This window comes from Schaalia cardiffensis F0333 (genome assembly GCF_005886435.1).
Taxonomy (GTDB): Bacteria; Actinomycetota; Actinomycetes; order Actinomycetales; family Actinomycetaceae; genus Pauljensenia; species Pauljensenia cardiffensis.
Window position 1 is genome coordinate 1,822,334 of sequence record NZ_CP040505.1, and the last position, 15,957, is coordinate 1,838,290.

The 15,957-nt window shown below is 61.3% G+C and carries 11 protein-coding genes; 7 read left to right on the forward strand and 4 right to left on the reverse strand.

The genetic code is table 11. The features are described 5' to 3' along the window. Positions 1-106: 106 nt before the first annotated feature. The 4 genes from FFA61_RS07610 to FFA61_RS07625 all read right to left on the reverse strand — a co-directional run bounded on the left by FFA61_RS07610 (position 107) and on the right by FFA61_RS07625 (position 6,798). Positions 107-1,816, reverse strand: a complete 1,710-nt coding sequence (locus FFA61_RS07610; protein ID WP_005963326.1) for a sensor histidine kinase — start codon at positions 1,814-1,816, stop codon at positions 107-109. Next, positions 1,810-3,414, reverse strand: coding sequence for a hypothetical protein (locus FFA61_RS07615; RefSeq protein ID WP_040313618.1), 1,605 nt, complete (start codon positions 3,412-3,414; stop codon positions 1,810-1,812). Before FFA61_RS07615 ends, FFA61_RS07610 begins: the two co-directional genes overlap by 7 nt. After that, on the reverse strand, positions 3,411-4,220 hold the full coding sequence (locus FFA61_RS07620; RefSeq protein ID WP_005963322.1) for a response regulator transcription factor: 810 nt from the start codon (positions 4,218-4,220) through the stop codon (positions 3,411-3,413). The genes FFA61_RS07615 and FFA61_RS07620 overlap by 4 nt, the downstream gene beginning before the upstream one ends. A 106-nt stretch (positions 4,221-4,326) precedes the next feature. Continuing rightward, a complete protein-coding gene (locus FFA61_RS07625; protein WP_005963320.1) occupies positions 4,327-6,798 on the reverse strand; it encodes an ATP-dependent Clp protease ATP-binding subunit in 2,472 nt (823 codons plus the stop codon). Positions 6,799-7,074: 276 nt separating this feature from the next. Between FFA61_RS07625 and FFA61_RS07630 the strand changes: the two genes are divergently transcribed. The 7 genes from FFA61_RS07630 (at position 7,075) to FFA61_RS07660 (ending at position 15,765) form a co-directional block, all read left to right on the forward strand. Further along, the gene (locus tag FFA61_RS07630) at positions 7,075-7,863 is read left to right on the forward strand and encodes a DUF4037 domain-containing protein (protein ID WP_051057821.1); all 789 of its coding nucleotides are present in this window, start codon (positions 7,075-7,077) and stop codon (positions 7,861-7,863) included. Positions 7,864-8,631: 768 nt separating this feature from the next. Next, the gene (locus FFA61_RS09210; protein ID WP_040313617.1) at positions 8,632-9,459 is read left to right on the forward strand and encodes a PASTA domain-containing protein; all 828 of its coding nucleotides are present in this window, start codon (positions 8,632-8,634) and stop codon (positions 9,457-9,459) included. Then, positions 9,456-11,894 carry a GDSL-type esterase/lipase family protein gene (locus tag FFA61_RS07640; RefSeq protein WP_005963314.1) on the forward strand — a complete coding sequence of 813 codons (2,439 nt, stop codon included), beginning with the start codon at positions 9,456-9,458 and terminating at the stop codon, positions 11,892-11,894. Before FFA61_RS09210 ends, FFA61_RS07640 begins: the two co-directional genes overlap by 4 nt. Before the next feature lie 113 nt (positions 11,895-12,007). Next, positions 12,008-12,355 carry a hypothetical protein gene (locus FFA61_RS07645; RefSeq protein ID WP_005963312.1) on the forward strand — a complete coding sequence of 116 codons (348 nt, stop codon included), beginning with the start codon at positions 12,008-12,010 and terminating at the stop codon, positions 12,353-12,355. Then, positions 12,352-13,347, forward strand: coding sequence for a hypothetical protein (locus tag FFA61_RS07650; protein ID WP_005963310.1), 996 nt, complete (start codon positions 12,352-12,354; stop codon positions 13,345-13,347). The genes FFA61_RS07645 and FFA61_RS07650 overlap by 4 nt, the downstream gene beginning before the upstream one ends. Next, positions 13,344-15,155 (forward strand): hypothetical protein, encoded by a 1,812-nt coding sequence (locus FFA61_RS07655; protein ID WP_005963309.1) that lies wholly within the window; start codon positions 13,344-13,346, stop codon positions 15,153-15,155. Before FFA61_RS07650 ends, FFA61_RS07655 begins: the two co-directional genes overlap by 4 nt. Continuing rightward, positions 15,148-15,765 carry a hypothetical protein gene (locus tag FFA61_RS07660; protein WP_005963308.1) on the forward strand — a complete coding sequence of 206 codons (618 nt, stop codon included), beginning with the start codon at positions 15,148-15,150 and terminating at the stop codon, positions 15,763-15,765. Before FFA61_RS07655 ends, FFA61_RS07660 begins: the two co-directional genes overlap by 8 nt. Positions 15,766-15,957 lie beyond the last annotated feature (192 nt).

The window sequence follows — 15,957 nt, forward strand, 5'->3', positions numbered from 1 at the left end:
CTCCCCTCTCTTGTGGTCACGGCGAGCGGGTTTTTCCGCATGAGGTCCCAGGCGAGCTCGTCCCCCTGCTGTTGTCCTCTTTGCTCTAAAGGCTGTGCAGGCGCAACTAGGGAAGGGGGCGTGGGATGCACACGCGCACAACAAAGGACGTGTCGGCGTGAACCCTCATCCATCCGCCAAGGGCTTCAACGCGTGTGCGCATCCCCGCCAGCCCGGTTTTCTCAACAACATCAACCGCATCCGTAATGGGATTAGCGATCGTCATCGTCCACGCGGACTGCGACTGGGAAAAACGCACGGTGATGTGCTCTGCCTCGGCGTGGAGGACGGCATTAACCACTGCCTGGGAAAGAACTGACATGAGGACGGAGGCGACGTCCTCGTCCTCGGGGAAAGGCCCGGATACTTCGCACCGGGTTCCCATGAGTGCACAGCCCGACACGATCATCCCGAGTCGCGCAGCCGTCGGCGTTGAGGTGTCGGCACGCAAATCCTCACCAAGACTCGTGAGCATCTGGGACAGGGCGCGGGTGCGTTGAACCTCCCCCACTCCTTCGGCGAGGAAGTGGCGGACGAAAGTGAGACGTTGTGCGAGGACATCATGAAGACGCAGACGCGTCCCCACAATGTCCTGTTGAGCGACGAGGGCGCCCGCTTCCTCGATTGACTCCCTGAGTCCTCGAGTCGCCTCCTCCAATTCGGCATTCTCATCGACGAGTTGACGAGCGAGAGCGTAGTCCTCGCTGAGGTCCTCCCCCCAGAGTTGAAGGCGCATCGACTCCGGAGCGTCGTCGTTTTCCTTGTAGCGCAGCTGCCAGACGGATTCACCCATTCGGATGAAGAGGTGTTGGGGTGTTCCTTCGAGGCTGCGATGCATGATCGCGTTGAGTTCGTCCTCCTCGGCGCGCACGCAGAGGGCCTGCCAGATCTGATTCAGTGGCTGAGCAGTGTTGAGCCCTAAGGCGATGAGGAGATGGTGCATGGGGGCGTTCGTCATTGCCACAGGGCCCTTCACTCCGCCCAGTGCGAGAAGGCCCGGGAACTCCTCGAAGGCGCGTTTGAAGGTGAGTTCGCTCGTTTCTTTCAAGGAGATGATGGAAGAAGCAAAGAGGAGGATCGACAAGGCTGCGAGGACTGCGGTTCCCCCTAAGATCAGTGTCCTCACCAGTGTCTCTTGGCCGGGCAGGGGTGTTCCGCTTGCCAGGTCTTCGCCCCACCCGATTGTTGCGAGAGCTCCCAGGAAAAGGAGCGTATCCACTCCGATTTTTTCGCGGATTCCCCGGGGGTTGGCCGCCACAACGGCAGGGGTGAGGATGCGTCTGAGTTGCCGAGGCAAGTCTTTCGTTTCACGCCCTGCGCCGATGCTTCCGCTCCCCCGCCGACTCGTCTCCCACGGTCCAAGGCCCCTGCCGCGCTTTTCCTTCACACCGGTTTCCACGCGCCCATGAGGCGGCACAAATTCCCTGCCACACGCCTTCTTTGCGCCTGCGCCGACACTCCCACGCGCCCGCCGCTTCCTCGTCCAGACCACAACTCCCAGATCGAGGAGGAGGGGAATGACGGCACTCAGTCCGAGCAGGCGCATGTACTGTGCACCCGCATCACCACTGCCCCTGATAACAGCGCCGTGCCCCCAGGCGATTGTGAGCGTGAGGGAGCATTCGACGAGGAGGAGGACCAGCGGAGTTACGAGGGCGAGCCCCTTCTCCCTCAAGCCAGTGGCAAGGACGCTGAACATTGACATGAGGGCGCATGCCAGTGTGACGAGTTCGAGGAGCATCCACCAGCTGTGCCCAATTGCGGTAAGGCTCAGCATCCGTCCTCCTGGGCGAGGCGCGCCGCACCGATATTCGCTTCGTCGTCTTCACCGACTCGTAATCGGATGCGGACCCTGTCGTCCTCGATGGTGATCGCAGCCGAGGGGAATACTCCTGTGATGTCCTCCAGGCATTCGAGGGGCATGGGCCCTTCGGTTTCGAGCATGACGAGGAAGTCAAGGCCGCCCTCGTCGATGCCCACTCGGATGAGGATCTCCGCCCCGTCCCTTTCGGCGCAGCACCACAAGACCCGATGTGCGAAGTCCATTCCCGCGAGCGCGACTTCGCTGCGCACCCATCCGCTGTCCCAGCGGCCGAGGGGGACGAGGGCGCACAGGTGGGTGTCGGCGGACAGGTTCTCACACATTCGTGTCAGGGCTTTTTCCACGTCCGGAAGTCGGCTCCCGTGGCGTGTGTCTTCGGCTTGAACAGTTCCGAGCAGCAGGGGTCCGACGTATTTGATGTAGGCGAGATCGACGCTGATCATCCGCAAAATGCGGGCTCTTCTTGTGGCCGTGGCCTGTGGGAGTTCCTCGCCGAGTACGCGAACCCTGTCGATCATGGGGTCGGCGATTGCGTCGAAGGCGTTGAGGATGCTCGTCCTGCGGGCGAGTTCTTTGCGCACTTCGGGGTTTGCGTGTTGGCGGGCGAGGGTGTCGTGCGAGCGGATGAGTCGTGTGCGTGTGCGGTCGAGTCTGGCTTGTAGTTGGGCGATCTCGCAGTGGTCGATGTACCACAGGAGTGTGCCGGAGGGGATTTCGTGTTCACAGGCGCGCATGTGTGCCAGGTTCTTCGGCCTCGTGTTGTGGTGTCTTCGGGTGTTGTCACCTTGAGTGGAGGCGAGGACCCGCCTGTTTTCGTCGAGGATCTGGGCGGGTAGGCAGGAGTGGGTGAAGGCTGTGCGGTAGTTGCGCGCGGTGGGGATCTTCCCGCTGCGGATGCTCGCTTCAGCGGCGGCGAGGACGAGGATGAGGGCGAAGAGCGTCATTTCGCAAGAGACGCATGTCGAAGCCGCCCAGGAAACGAAAGGGCCTTGAACGGCAGCGCCCTGAGCGATGGCTCCCAAGGCGACAGCGCCCAAGACAAGGGCTGCCCGGACGAGCGCTCCCAAGGAGGGGGCTGTCAGGGCGGGGGTCAGGGAACCGAAGCGGAGAAGTGACCCGACCCCAGTAGCGCCCCTTTCCCATCGTGGCCGCTTCAGCGGGTTCGTCTCCTGAACGGCACAAACGAGGGCGAGCATGACAATCGGGGTCATCAGGATCGGCACGTAGCTGGCAAGGCGCAGGGCAAGTTCAAGCTGTGCACTCGCGTCGAGCCTGAGCATGTCGAGGATCGTCCAGTCGAGGAGCACAATCCCCTGTGTGATGAGGAGGGATCGTGGGCGAGGGTCGGTGATCCTCCAGTAGGCGCTCATTGTCCACGTGACGATGATGAGTGCGAGGAGGGTATGAGCGAGGAGAAGAGTGCGCGCCCAGGTGCCAGGCTCGTCCGCCGTCGTGTTCTCAGCGAATTCCCCGGGGGTGAACATCACCAGGATCGGGATCGCGAAGCTGAGAGCGATGACGAGGGCGAGCATGCCCCAGTGGCGCGTGTTCACGGCGCCGTACCCTCGCCTTGGGCCTCGTCCTCGCATCTGACCCCGCCTGAGGACATGACCCCATCCGCGCTTCTGGCCCCGCCCGTGTATCTGGCCCCGCCTGAGGATCTGACCCCACCCGAGGCTCTGACCCCACCCTCGCATGTGGCCCCGTCCTCGTCTGTGGTGTCTGCACCGTCAACGACGATGAATCCTGAAGAGATGGCGTAGAGGGCGAGGCGGGTAATGGAGCGGAATCCGGTTTTTGTCAGGATGGAGGAAATATTCGACTTGATGGTGTTTTCGGATAGTCCGAATTTTTCGGCGATCTCGGCCCGTGTGCGTCCAGCGCAAGTTTCTCGCAAGACCGCGATCTCACGGTCGGAGAGCTCGTTGTAGCCGAGGAAGGGCGTTGTTGAACGCGCCGGATAGGTGGAGTAGCCCTCCGCTGTTGAGAGGAGCACCGCTGTCAGTTCCGTGGAGGAGACGTCTTTGTAGATGAAGGATGCGGCTCCGGCGGCGCGCGCCTGTTCGGGGAAGGAGAAGTCGGGCATCGCGGTCATGAGGACGACTCGGGTGGCGGGCACGGCGGTGGTGACTTCCCTGCAGGCTGCAAGGCCCGAGGCTCCGCCGTCGGTGCACACATCCATGAGGAGGAGGTCTGGGCGCAGTCGCAGGCACGCTTCAACCGCGTCGAGAGCGGAGGTGAGGCCTCCGACGACGCGCAAGGATTCGTGTGCGTTGATCGTTCGGACGAGTGAGTCGAGGAGGAGCATCTGGTCCTCGACGATGAGGACGCTTCGCGCCTGTGAGGGTTCGGGGTCCATCGTCGCCCTCTCGGATGTTCGTGGTCGTGGATGTGGTGGAGTGGGGCCCGTTGTGACCGGTGAGGGGGCGCTTCAGCGAAGAAGCCGCCCCCTCAGCGGATGCGCATCATTGCTGAGCGCTGAAAGTGAACTTCCGTTCCTTGCCTTCGCCTTCGACGCCGACAAGGACGAGCTGGCCGGGCTGAATCTCGCCGAAGAGGATCCTCTCGGAGAGGGCGTCTTCGATCTCTCTTTGGATCGCGCGACGCAGGGGACGCGCACCCAGGACCGGGTCGAAGCCCAGATCGGCGAGGAGTTCGCGTGCTTCGTCACTGAGCTGCAGGCGCATGTCCTGCGCCTCCATGCGCTTGGCGAGCCTCGCGATCATGAGGTCGACGATCTGCTTGATCTCGTCCTTGCCCAGCGGCGGGAAGACGATCGTGTCGTCCACTCGGTTGAGGAACTCGGGGCGGAAGTGCTGTTTGAGTTCCTCGTTGACCTTCGACTTCATCCGCGCGTAGTCGTGCGTCAGATTGTCCGCCGACTGGAAGCCCGTGAGAACTCCCTTGTTGATGTCGCGCGTGCCGAGGTTCGTCGTCATGATGATGACGGTGTTCTTGAAGTCAACCTTTCGGCCCTGCGAATCGGTGAGGCGTCCCTCTTCGAGGATCTGGAGGAGGGAGTTGAAGATATCCGGGTGGGCCTTTTCGACCTCGTCGAAGAGGACGACCGAGAAGGGCTTGCGGCGGACCTTCTCGGTGAGTTGGCCGCCCTCGTCGTAGCCCACGTAGCCGGGAGGCGCGCCGAAGAGGCGTGAGGCGGTGTGCTTTTCTGAGAACTCGGACATGTCGAGCTGGATGAGGGCGTCCTCGTCTCCGAAAAGGAACTCAGCGAGAGCCTTCGCGAGTTCCGTCTTTCCGACACCGGTCGGGCCCGCGAAGATGAAGGAGCCGCCGGGACGATTCGGGTCTTTCAGGCCACTTCTGGTGCGGCGGATCGACTGGGAGAGGGCTTTGACGGCCTCGTCTTGACCGATGACGCGCTTGTGCAGCTCAGCTTCCATGTTGAGAAGCTTCGTCGTTTCGGTCTGGGTGAGTTTGAAGACGGGGATACCCGTCGACATGGCGAGAACCTCGGCGATTTCCTCTTCGCCGACTTCAGCGATCTCATCGGACTCGGTCCCCTTCCACGCCGCTTCCTTCGCTTTGCGGGTCTCTCCGAGTTTCGTTTCCTCGTCGCGCAGGGCCGCTGCTTTCTCAAAGTCCTGATCGTCGATCGCGGATTCCTTGTTGCGACGCACTTCGGCGATCTTCTCGTCGAGTTCGCGCAACTCCGGCGGAGCGGTCATTCGGCGGATGCGCAGGCGGGCGCCCGCTTCGTCGACGAGGTCGATGGCCTTGTCCGGGAGGAAACGGTCGGAGATGTAGCGGTCGGCGAGTTCGGCGGCCGCAGTGATCGCCTGATCGGTGATGATGACCCTGTGGTGGGCTTCGTAGCGGTCGCGCAGTCCCTTGAGGATTTCGACGGTTTCCTCGACGGAGGGTTCGTCCACTTTGACCGGTTGGAAACGACGCTCGAGGGCGGCGTCCTTTTCGATGTATTTGCGGTATTCGTCATTCGTTGTCGCGCCGATGGTCTGGAGTTCACCTCTGGCGAGCATGGGTTTGAGCATTTGGGCGGCGTCGATTGAGCCTTCTGCTGCGCCCGCACCGACGAGGGTGTGGATCTCGTCGATGAAGAGGATGATGTCTCCGCGCGTGCGGATCTCTTTGAGGACCTTCTTCAGGCGTTCTTCGAAGTCGCCACGGTAGCGCGAGCCCGCCACGAGGGAGCCCATGTCGAGGCTGTAGATCTGCCTGTCTTTGATCGTCTCGGGAACATCCCCGTTCACGATCGCCTGGGCGAGGCCCTCGACGACGGCGGTCTTGCCGACACCGGGCTCGCCGATGAGGACAGGATTGTTCTTCGTACGGCGCGAAAGGACTTGCATGACGCGTTCCATTTCGGTTCGGCGCCCGATCACGGGGTCGAGTTTGTTTTCGCGTGCAGCCTGGGTGAGATTACGACCGAATTGTTCGAGGATCGCCGAGTTTTGACGTTCGGGTCCGCCTGTGCCGCCAACTCCGGCGCCGACGGATTCTCTGCCTTCGCCTTCGCCGCGCTGGTAGCCCGAGAGGAGCTGGATGACGGTCTCACGGACTTGGCTCAGGTCGGCACCGAGTTTGGTCAGAACTTGGGCGGCAACGCCCTCGCCCTCTTTGAGCAGGCCGAGGAGGAGGTGCTCAGTCCCAATGTAGTTGTGGCCGAGTTGGAGGGCTTCACGCAAGGAAAGTTCGAAGACGCGCTTCGCCCGTGGAGTGAAGGGGATGTGGCCCTCGACGGCTTTCTCGCCCTCACCGATAATCTCGATGACGCAGGTGCGGACCGCATCGCCTTTGACCTCCGTCATTTCGAGGGCTTTCGCGGCGACTCCTTCACCCTCGGTGATGAGGCCGAGGAGGAGGTGCTCGGTCCCGATGTAGTTGTGCTTGAGGCCGCGCGCCTCATCTTGGGCGAGGACGACGACCCGCCTGGCGCGGTCGGTGAACCGTTCGAACATGTCACTTCCTTACTTGGGGCCCGCGTGCGAGCGCACACCGGATCCAATGAACCTCCTCCACCCTATGGGCTTGTGCTTGAGCTGTGCGCGTAAGTTCGCCCAGGGCGTGAGGGGTCTGGTTCTGCTTGGAGTGTCAGCTAATGCGAAGGCGCTTCTCGCCCCGGCTGCGAAGACGGTCGTGCCGTGCTCGCTTTCCTCTGATGCCGCCCAAGCACATCGCATCCGGGCGCCGCATCTGTCATGACCGATGCGGCGGATTGTGCCTACAGTGTGCGCATGGACTTCACAGATGCCGACACGGCTCTCGCCGACGCGCTCATGCGCGTACCTGGGATCCGTGCGGTTGCCATCGGAGGCTCGCGGGCGTCCGGAATGGCGGATGCCGCGTCGGATACCGACATGTATGCGTTTTTTGAGGGCGCTCCCCCTCAGCGTGAGGAGCGTGCCCGTCTCCTCGCCGATATCGCAGATTCGGGCTTCATCGCGTCCTCAGACGCATTCGGCCCCGAGGATCACCTGTCGATCGGTCATCGCGACGTCGAAGTCGTCTACCTCGATCTATCCGAGCTTCGTCATCAGATCGACATCGCCTCGACGACGGGCTTGATGAGCGATGGGTTCACAACGTGCTTCCTCTATACGGTCGCAACATGCGTCACGGTTGACGATGACGGGAGCCTCCGCGATCTCAAAGAGCGGGTCTCGACCTATCCCGCCGCCACTCGTCGCCGTATTCTCATAGAATCGCCCGAACTCCTGGCAACGTTCCTTTCACAGATGACCATGGCTTATCAGCGAGGGGACTACGAGATGGTCGCGCACCGGCGCGCCTCCATTCAAGCGACCTATTTCAACATGATCTTCGCTCTCAATCACAGGTATCACCCCGGGGAGAAGCGCCTCCTCGAGCATGCGGGCCGACTGGAAGCACTCCCCAGGGATTTCACGAGGCGCTGGAGAGAACTGCAGCTCGCGAGTGTTGACGCCCCCGAGATCACCACGCGGACCGCGGGGCTCGTCGACGAACTTCTCGCCCTTGTCCACACGATGGAAGACAAGGTTTAGCCCCTCACGCGTCGACGAGCACTGTGAAGGGCGTCCCCAAGCGGATACTCCCTCTGAGTCATAACAGCGACTTCTTCCCACTTATCACCGCCTCTATCAAACCCGGGGCGCAACAATCCGTCGTTAGGCAAGATTCCCCTCGATACGCCAAACCTGCTGGTCTTGACATGCACGTCGTTGTGCCAACCGTGGAACGCTTCGACGAATCGTCTCGGCCTCGAGGGTAAGTGCTCAAGCTGTGCTCCGTCGCTTCGTCGAAGGCGTGATGGTGGGCGCGATCGTCACGAGAAAGTGCTCCCGCACGACCGTCGAATATCTCCCGTGGACGATGCCAACTTCGCCCTTTCCGAAAGACGGTCCTGTAATCTGATCGTGCCCTTCGACACATTGTTCACAGGACTCACAATGTCGCATCCCGGTACCAGCACCGACGTCCCTGAGCCGTCGTCACAATCTCTGTCTGCACACCGAGCGGAGAGCACCGCCGAACCGCTCCAGATAGACACGAGCCATACGATCAGAGCCTCGCGGATTGCAAACCCTGATCCCGCAGGCAACAACACACCGAACGCTCCAGAGACGACACTGGGAAAAGCGCAACGCGCATCTGGGATGCCAAGCGTCCCCAGGGGGCGCCTACTCGCGGCCTCGGGAATATTGGTTCTCCTGCTGGGAGTCTTCGGCGCCGGAGGCGTCGCCGGATGGTTAGTGCACGACCGTATCCAGGCCGACCGAGCCCAGTCGATGCCGCCCGTAATTGAGATTCCCATGATCTCGGACAGCATCTCCAAAGTCGTACCCGACGTAAGAGGTCTGAGCCTCAATGAGGCTACCCAGGCCCTAGCCGACCTCAACATCACACCGGATACCATCACCACTGAAGAGGTTCCCTGGGCAGGAACTCCCGGCTTGGTCGTCGCACAGGATCCCGTTGTCGGTTCGGCCTTCGACGGTTCGCTGCACCTCAGCATCTCTGCTGCAGCAACAGTGCCTGATCTGCTCGGCAAGACGCAGTCCGATGCGATGGATTCCCTCCTAGCTCTCGGCGTCCAGCCCCAGATTGAACGGAGGTTCGACCCATCAGCGAAGACGGGAACAGTCATCGCGCTGTCTCAAGAGCCCGGCGCTCCGCTGGCCGATGACCTTACCATCACCGTCGCAGACGTCGGCTCCTCGATCCTCCTAAGCACCTTGAAGAATGCGAATTCATCCGGGGACTGTTCCAACACGAAAGGCAGTGTCAACGGAACGTCCTACGACAACGCCCTCGCCTGTGCTTCGGGTCGCAACAGCGAAGAACGCGTCACAGCTTGGATCCTCGGACGCCACGGCAGTCGATTCACCGCTGTCCTCGGCGTGCTCGACACCGATCCCGCAGATTCCCGCGTTTCGGTCCGGGTGCTCGCCGACGGCGTCGAAGTACAAAAGGCTGAAGCCACCTACGGTGCGCCCACGACAATCGATGTCGATGTCAGCTCGACCCTCCGGCTCGAGGTCGCAGTGGCTTCCCCGACGAACACGCGTGCCGTACTCGCTAATGCCCTGATCAAAGGCACAACCGACCAGATCGATCTCCTGGAAGCGTCGAACCGATGAGACAGCGACGGTTATGGCGCAGCCTCATCACTTCGACATTCGTCACCTTCTGCCTGACTGCTACGATCCTGCCGACCCTGGCGGCCCCTCAATCGGGAAACACTCCGAGTGAGGCGACAACCTTCGAGGATGCGCCACTGGCGATTCTGTTCGATGTGTCTGGATCCATGAACGAGGCCGACAGCAACGGAGTGAATAAACTCAGCGCTGCAAAGACGAGCATGACCACGATGCTGCGCGAGCAGAGCGGCACTCGAACCAGACTCGGACTGTGGACCTATCCCGGGACCCTGACCGATAACCAGGGCTGTCAACCCGGCACCTGGATTCCCGGACTCAGCCCCACCCAAACCCCTGACCCGACCGATCTGGACGCAACGATTCGCACATTGAGCGCAAACGGAGGGACACCGACCGGACCCGCCCTTTCCGCGCTCATCGACAACCTCAAGAGGGAGGGCTTCACCGCTGCAACGATCATTTTGGTCTCTGACGGAGAATCGAACTGTGGCGTTCCCCCGTGCGAGATTGCACAACAAGCTGGTGCCGAAGGGTTCAAGCTCCACGTTCCCACTGTTGGTTTCGACATCTCCGAACAGGGGCGCAGGGAGCTTGAATGCATCGCGAACGCAACAGGCTCGACCTACCACGACGCGGAGGATGCCGAGAAACTCATCACGGAACTTGAGAAGTATCAGCCGAAGGACCTCAGATTAGAGGTAAACGCCCCAGCGATGATCCTGCCCGGCGCGAATGCGCAGATCATTGCCACAATTCATAACCCCTCCCCTGCTCCGGTCGTGGGCGCAAAAGCAATCCTTGCGCTGGACCGGGGCGGCTCGCAACGCAGCTTCACCACCGTCTTAGCTCCCCAACGCCCTCTTGCCGCTATCCCCGCAGGTGGATCGGTGACGGTGAAATGGATCGCCACATCGGCCACCAATGCCCGGGGTGCAGCATCGTGGAAAATCGCGGTCGGCTCTCCCGAAGCGGGAGCTGCCCTAGCCACAGGCACGATCAACTTCGCCGAAAACGATTTGACTATGAATGATGCCGGCCCCCTGCTGAAGAATCTCCACGGACCGGTCGTCGTTCTCGGAGATTCCTACTCCTCCGGCGAAGGCACCGGCTCGTACATCACGAACAACAAGTGTCACCGTTCCACTTTGGCCTATGGGGCGGTCCTGGGAGGGCAGACCACTGACATTATTGCCTGTTCAGGAGCCACCAGCGCTGACATACGAAACAGAAACCAGAACGACACCGAACTCCCCCAGGTACAGGCTCTGAGTGCGCTGACCACGCCGCCGGGCATCGTTTTCATGACAATCGGTGGCAACGACATCGGCTTCGCAGACATTGTGTTGAACTGCCTCGTAAATGACTGCGCGTCAAACATGGGAGCCCAAAGGCGCAAGCTTTCGGAGATCACTCTGATGTCAGAGAGTCTGGAGGATACTCTTCGGCAAGTCGTGGAAGCCGCGAACACTCCCGAGTGGGTCGCCAAAAGAGGCGCTGTGGCGCCCCTTATCGTGTCGCCCTATCCGGACTTGCTATGGCAAACGGGTAGAGGCACATGCGCTTCGAATACCCCTGTATCGAACTATGGTTTCTCGACAGAAGAAATGACGTACGGCCGCAGCGTCCTCATGACTCTCAACCGCCAGCTCGAGACAGCGGTCGACAAGCTCGCTTCTGTCGGCTACCCCATCGTCTACGCCGATTCGGTACTCGACTTCCCCCAGCCAAGCCACACCATCTGCGACTCAGATTCATACTTCGTCCAGCTTGACATCGGCAACGTACTGAACCAGGCGTGGAAACTTCAGCTGAGGGAACTGGCTCACCCCAATGCCCGCGGTCATAGGGCTTGGGCCAACGAACTCATCTCATGGTCGCAGACGGACCGAGCCTCAAATACTTCCAGCACCATGCCGGATCGTCCCTCCCGGATTAGTCTCAGGGGCATCATCAGGCTTTTCGAGAATTTGATCTCCAGGTCGGTCTCCGTCAAAGGCGAACTGCAACCACCGACAGGGGACGGCTCGGCTCAACCAGGAGCAACCCATCAACGCATCGACGTCCGCAATGCCGACACCATTCAACTCGATCTCAGAGGTGCACGCCCTGGCAGTGTCATCACCATCGTCGTCCACTCCGCCCCGACCGCACTGGGCACGATCCCGGTCGACGAAGACGGGGTTGCCCACGGCCAAGTGACGATACCCCACGACCTGCCTGCAGGCTCACACACGCTCGTGGTTTCGGGCCTGAATGACAATTTCGAACAAGTACTATTCGAAACTCCGCTGAAAGTTAGCACTTCGCTGAGCCTTCCACTCATAGCGGGAGTAGCGTCACTACTTTTCTCGACGATCGGGATCGCACTCGCATTACTCGGACGTTCGCAACTGCGCAAGGCTCACGCCACATGACCACCAAGGTGAGGGCGAGCGGTTCGCGGCTCGTCTCAACATCGAGGTGATGAGTGGCACTGACTATTATCGGTGGCAAGGACGCACATGGCTTAAGGGACTGAGGGGAGTTTATGGCGGACAGGATTGAGTTTGATCGTGATGCCGTCGGCGTCAGCGCGAAAGCAGACTGGGAGGACGCCGACACCTTCGCGAAGATCGGCAGCTTCATGTCGTCAATGCCTTCAGGCGACGGAGTGGCCGTCGCCCTTCCCTCAGGATCGAACGTCGGCACGTCTTCGCTCAAGTCCGCCCTCAATGAATACCAATCGACGATGCGCAGAGTCGTCCTCGAATACTCCGACGCCTGCGCGATCCTTGGTTCGGGGCAGGAGGAGATGATCTCCGACATGGATCGGACGGAATACCAGCACGTCTCCAATCTCGACGCCCTCGCGGCGCGCATGGGAGGTTGCGAATGAGCGCCGAAGACGTCATGCCCCTGCCCGCGGACATCGGTACCGCAGCGGAGGAACTTGTCGGCGACTACGAGTCCGTCGCGAAAGCGATCTCTGGTACGCAAGTCGCCGGTTTCCAATCGGAAAGCGTCCCCGGGTGGATCGGCGACTCGGCCGATGCTTACACGGATTCGATCCGCACCCTCGGCGAACACACCCGCAACCTCGCTGAGTCCTTCGCCCCCGCGCTCAACGCCATCAGGGACTGGGCAAGCGCTATCGCCACGGCCATCACCACGACTGTTCCGGATCTGTGGGCAGAATACGATACGGCACAGGCGACGTACGAGTCGGCAATCGCCGACATCGACGCCGAGCGGTCCCGACGAGGGGGCACCGACGATCCGATGACGCCGAGCGAAGAGAGCTCGAGGAAGAACACCGCCCTCACCACCCGTGACGATGCCCAGGCCGAGATCGTCAGGAGGTACACCACCGCGATGGAGACCCTCGACGGCGAAGCCGAAACTGCGGCGGCGGCGATCATGAGTACCCAATCCTCGATCATCGGCACCGCGTCCCCGACTAGCCGCACAGAGATCGGCGCCGCCCTCTTCAACGATATCCCCCTAGTCGACGGCCAAGCCGAGTGGGAGTATGCGCAGCAGATCGCCCCCGAGGCCGCTTCAATTCTCAAATCCATTCCTCCGACCCCCAGTCAGGTCGACGAATTCCTCACGAAGTATGGGGACCTATGTGACAATCCCTTCTTCGCTCAGGCGCTCTCCGAACTCGTCCCCCCGGCACAACTGACCCAGTTCATGTTGAGCGCGGAGAACTACCGCGGTCAATTGGTCAACGCCGACGGCAATCTCGACACGGCGTACGACGAAACCTTGAACAAGCTCCAATCCGCGATCGGCTCGGTCGTCGTGCTATCGACTGGCGGTATCAATGCCGACCCCGCGATGCAGGGGGTATCAGATGCTTACTCGGCGCATCGGCCGGCCTCATGACGAATGACGGTTCCTCCGTGGATTCGCTCATCGACACCCGGCTTGACCAGTGGAAGACATTCGGCAACTCGCGCTATTCAGTCACTGGACAGCCCCTCGGCGACGATGTCCCCTACATGGGCGGCGGATGGGGCGATCACTACGGATACGAGTACCTTGCCACGATGCTCGGCAACGCCGCCGAATCGAATCCGAACCTCGCGCTCGGACCCCAGTTCTTCGAGGGCGAGAATTCGATCGCCCATGACATCGTCGCTTTCGATCACAAGCACGGAGACGAGATCGCCGCCACAGGCGGCTACGGCAATTGGGGCGCCTCTCAGAACGTCTTCGGCGGCAAGCGCACCCTGTGCGACCCCGTCGAGTCGATGCTGCGGCTCATGGATGATCCTCAGGTGATTGCCGAAGGTGCCTCTCAGGTGCCCCCCGTCGATTCCTTCGCTGAGGAGCCCCACCTCTCACTGAGGAACAGAGCGCGTTATGACGCCGTTCAGCAGTTCCTCACCGACTCGACGACCTTCGCCATCGATCCGGCGCACGAGGCGACCAGGATCCCGCCGCTCACCGAGTCCGGCCCGATGAACATGACGCGTTACCTGACGAGTTATCGTGGCGGCGACTATTACACCGGTACCCTCGACCAGGGCGCGGCTCTGGGCTCCGTCCTTACGGACGCCGCCAATGCCGGGCAACCCCCCGCCGTCGGGACAGCGGAATACGACCACTGGCTCGAGCGCAGCAAACGCTCGGCCACCATCGCCGCCAATTTCATTCAGGGGTACCAGGAGGGCCTCAACATCTCAGGCGACTCCTATCAAGGGGCGGATACCTTCGGAAATACGCACGCCGCCCTACGTCATGCAGCCGGTGACATCCTTTCGAGTCACGTCAACAGCCTCTCCGCGTCATTGGAGGGACACGAGTTGCCCGGGGGAGCTTTCCGGATCAATTCCCCACAAGGCGAGTCCGGATACGAGTTCCGACTGAGCAGGAATTTGGTCGATCAGATCCGAGGTAAGGGCGGCGGCGGTAACGGCTTGTTCACCGACCTCGCCTTCGATCAGCCGTTCGACATCAACAACACTCCTGATGATCTCAATGATGACGAGAGCCTCTATGGCGGGCCCACCGCACTCGCCAAGCTGCTCCATGCCTCGGTCGCGGGGCAGCAAATCGACCTGACGACGGCCGCGGCCACAGGGGATTTCTCGTCCATGACCGCAGTCCAGGACCGGTGGGCTCCGGTGTTGGACGCTATCACCGCGGCACCCGGTCAGGCGCGGATCGAGACATCGACCGTCTTGGATGCGACGAATAGACAACTCAAGTCCCTTGCTGCATCGGGGCTCGGTGCTCTCCCCCTCGGAGGGGGCATCAACAGTCTCGACGGCTTCTCGAAGTGGGTCATCAACCAGGGCAAGTCGGGGGCAGTCAACTCTTTCCTCGACAACGTGTTCTTCACGAACAATGTCTCGGTCGCCGAAGCCGGACAGTTGAGCGCGCATCAGGCACTCGAAGTCACGCAACAAGCGGCGATCTACAGGGCCATCGCCGCCAGCGGCTCGTACGGGAATCCGCCAGTCGATCCGGCGCTCTTCTGCGATGCACACCGGGGGCTGGAGAGCTTCATGGCGGACGGCGAGGTCATCCCCTATGATGCGATGACTGCCGATCAGCAGTCGGCCTTCCAGCAGTACGTCGTCGGCTCAGACGGGCTCGGCTCCCAGACCGCGGGTGTCTTCACTCATTCCGGCGAAGCGCTCAACACCGCCAGAACCGAGCGCGAGGAGGCTCTGAAGGATGAGTGAGAACATGTGGAGGCTGGTGGCCCGCTACGCGGCCATAGTTCTTGTCACGGTGCCCCTTCTGGGCGGATGCGCATTCCTTGGGGACGCTTTCTCATCACCCCAATCCTCGCCCGAGGAGTGGAACGTAAGGGAGACTCCTGACACTATGACAGCCACCCCGCCTGAGGGGTGGATCATCCTCGATCCCGAAGCTGGTGAGAGCTACTGGAGTTTCGCGATCGCGAGGGCAGCACCGGCTTGGGAGAACGTTCCCGGCGTTATCGCCTACAACGTGTCTCCAAAATGGATTTGCGGCCTATACCACCAACTGCCCACCGCAAAGTTCGATCTCGAGGCCATCTCCAGGCAGACGAAGAAAGACCGCGAGACCACCGGCACTGTGAAGGACGCGCATCTTCTCGAACCCCGACTGATCGGCGGCTCCTCGGCGAGGGGTTTCGAGGGGATCTTCACTTTCAACGACGGCGTCGATTACCCGGCTCAATGCTGGAAGGTGTGGCGAGAGGACGGACTGTGGACGATCTTCGTCGTCGGCGACCCCGGCACCTCGACGGTCCCTTCCGAACTCATTGACGTGCTCGACACCGTCGAATGGACTCCGGCGCCCTAAAGGAACTCCTCCCCTCCTCCGCCGAGGCATTAGCCCGATAGCCTCGTCCTCTCCTCGGAGTCACGAGCTGAACACACAGCTGGATTGAGACAAGAATCCTCCTCTACCGCCGAAAACAGCGAGATTGTCACCTTACAGCGCGATGACTCTTGATCAATACCGTGGTGGGATTCTCAGCGGTCGTGTGGTCCT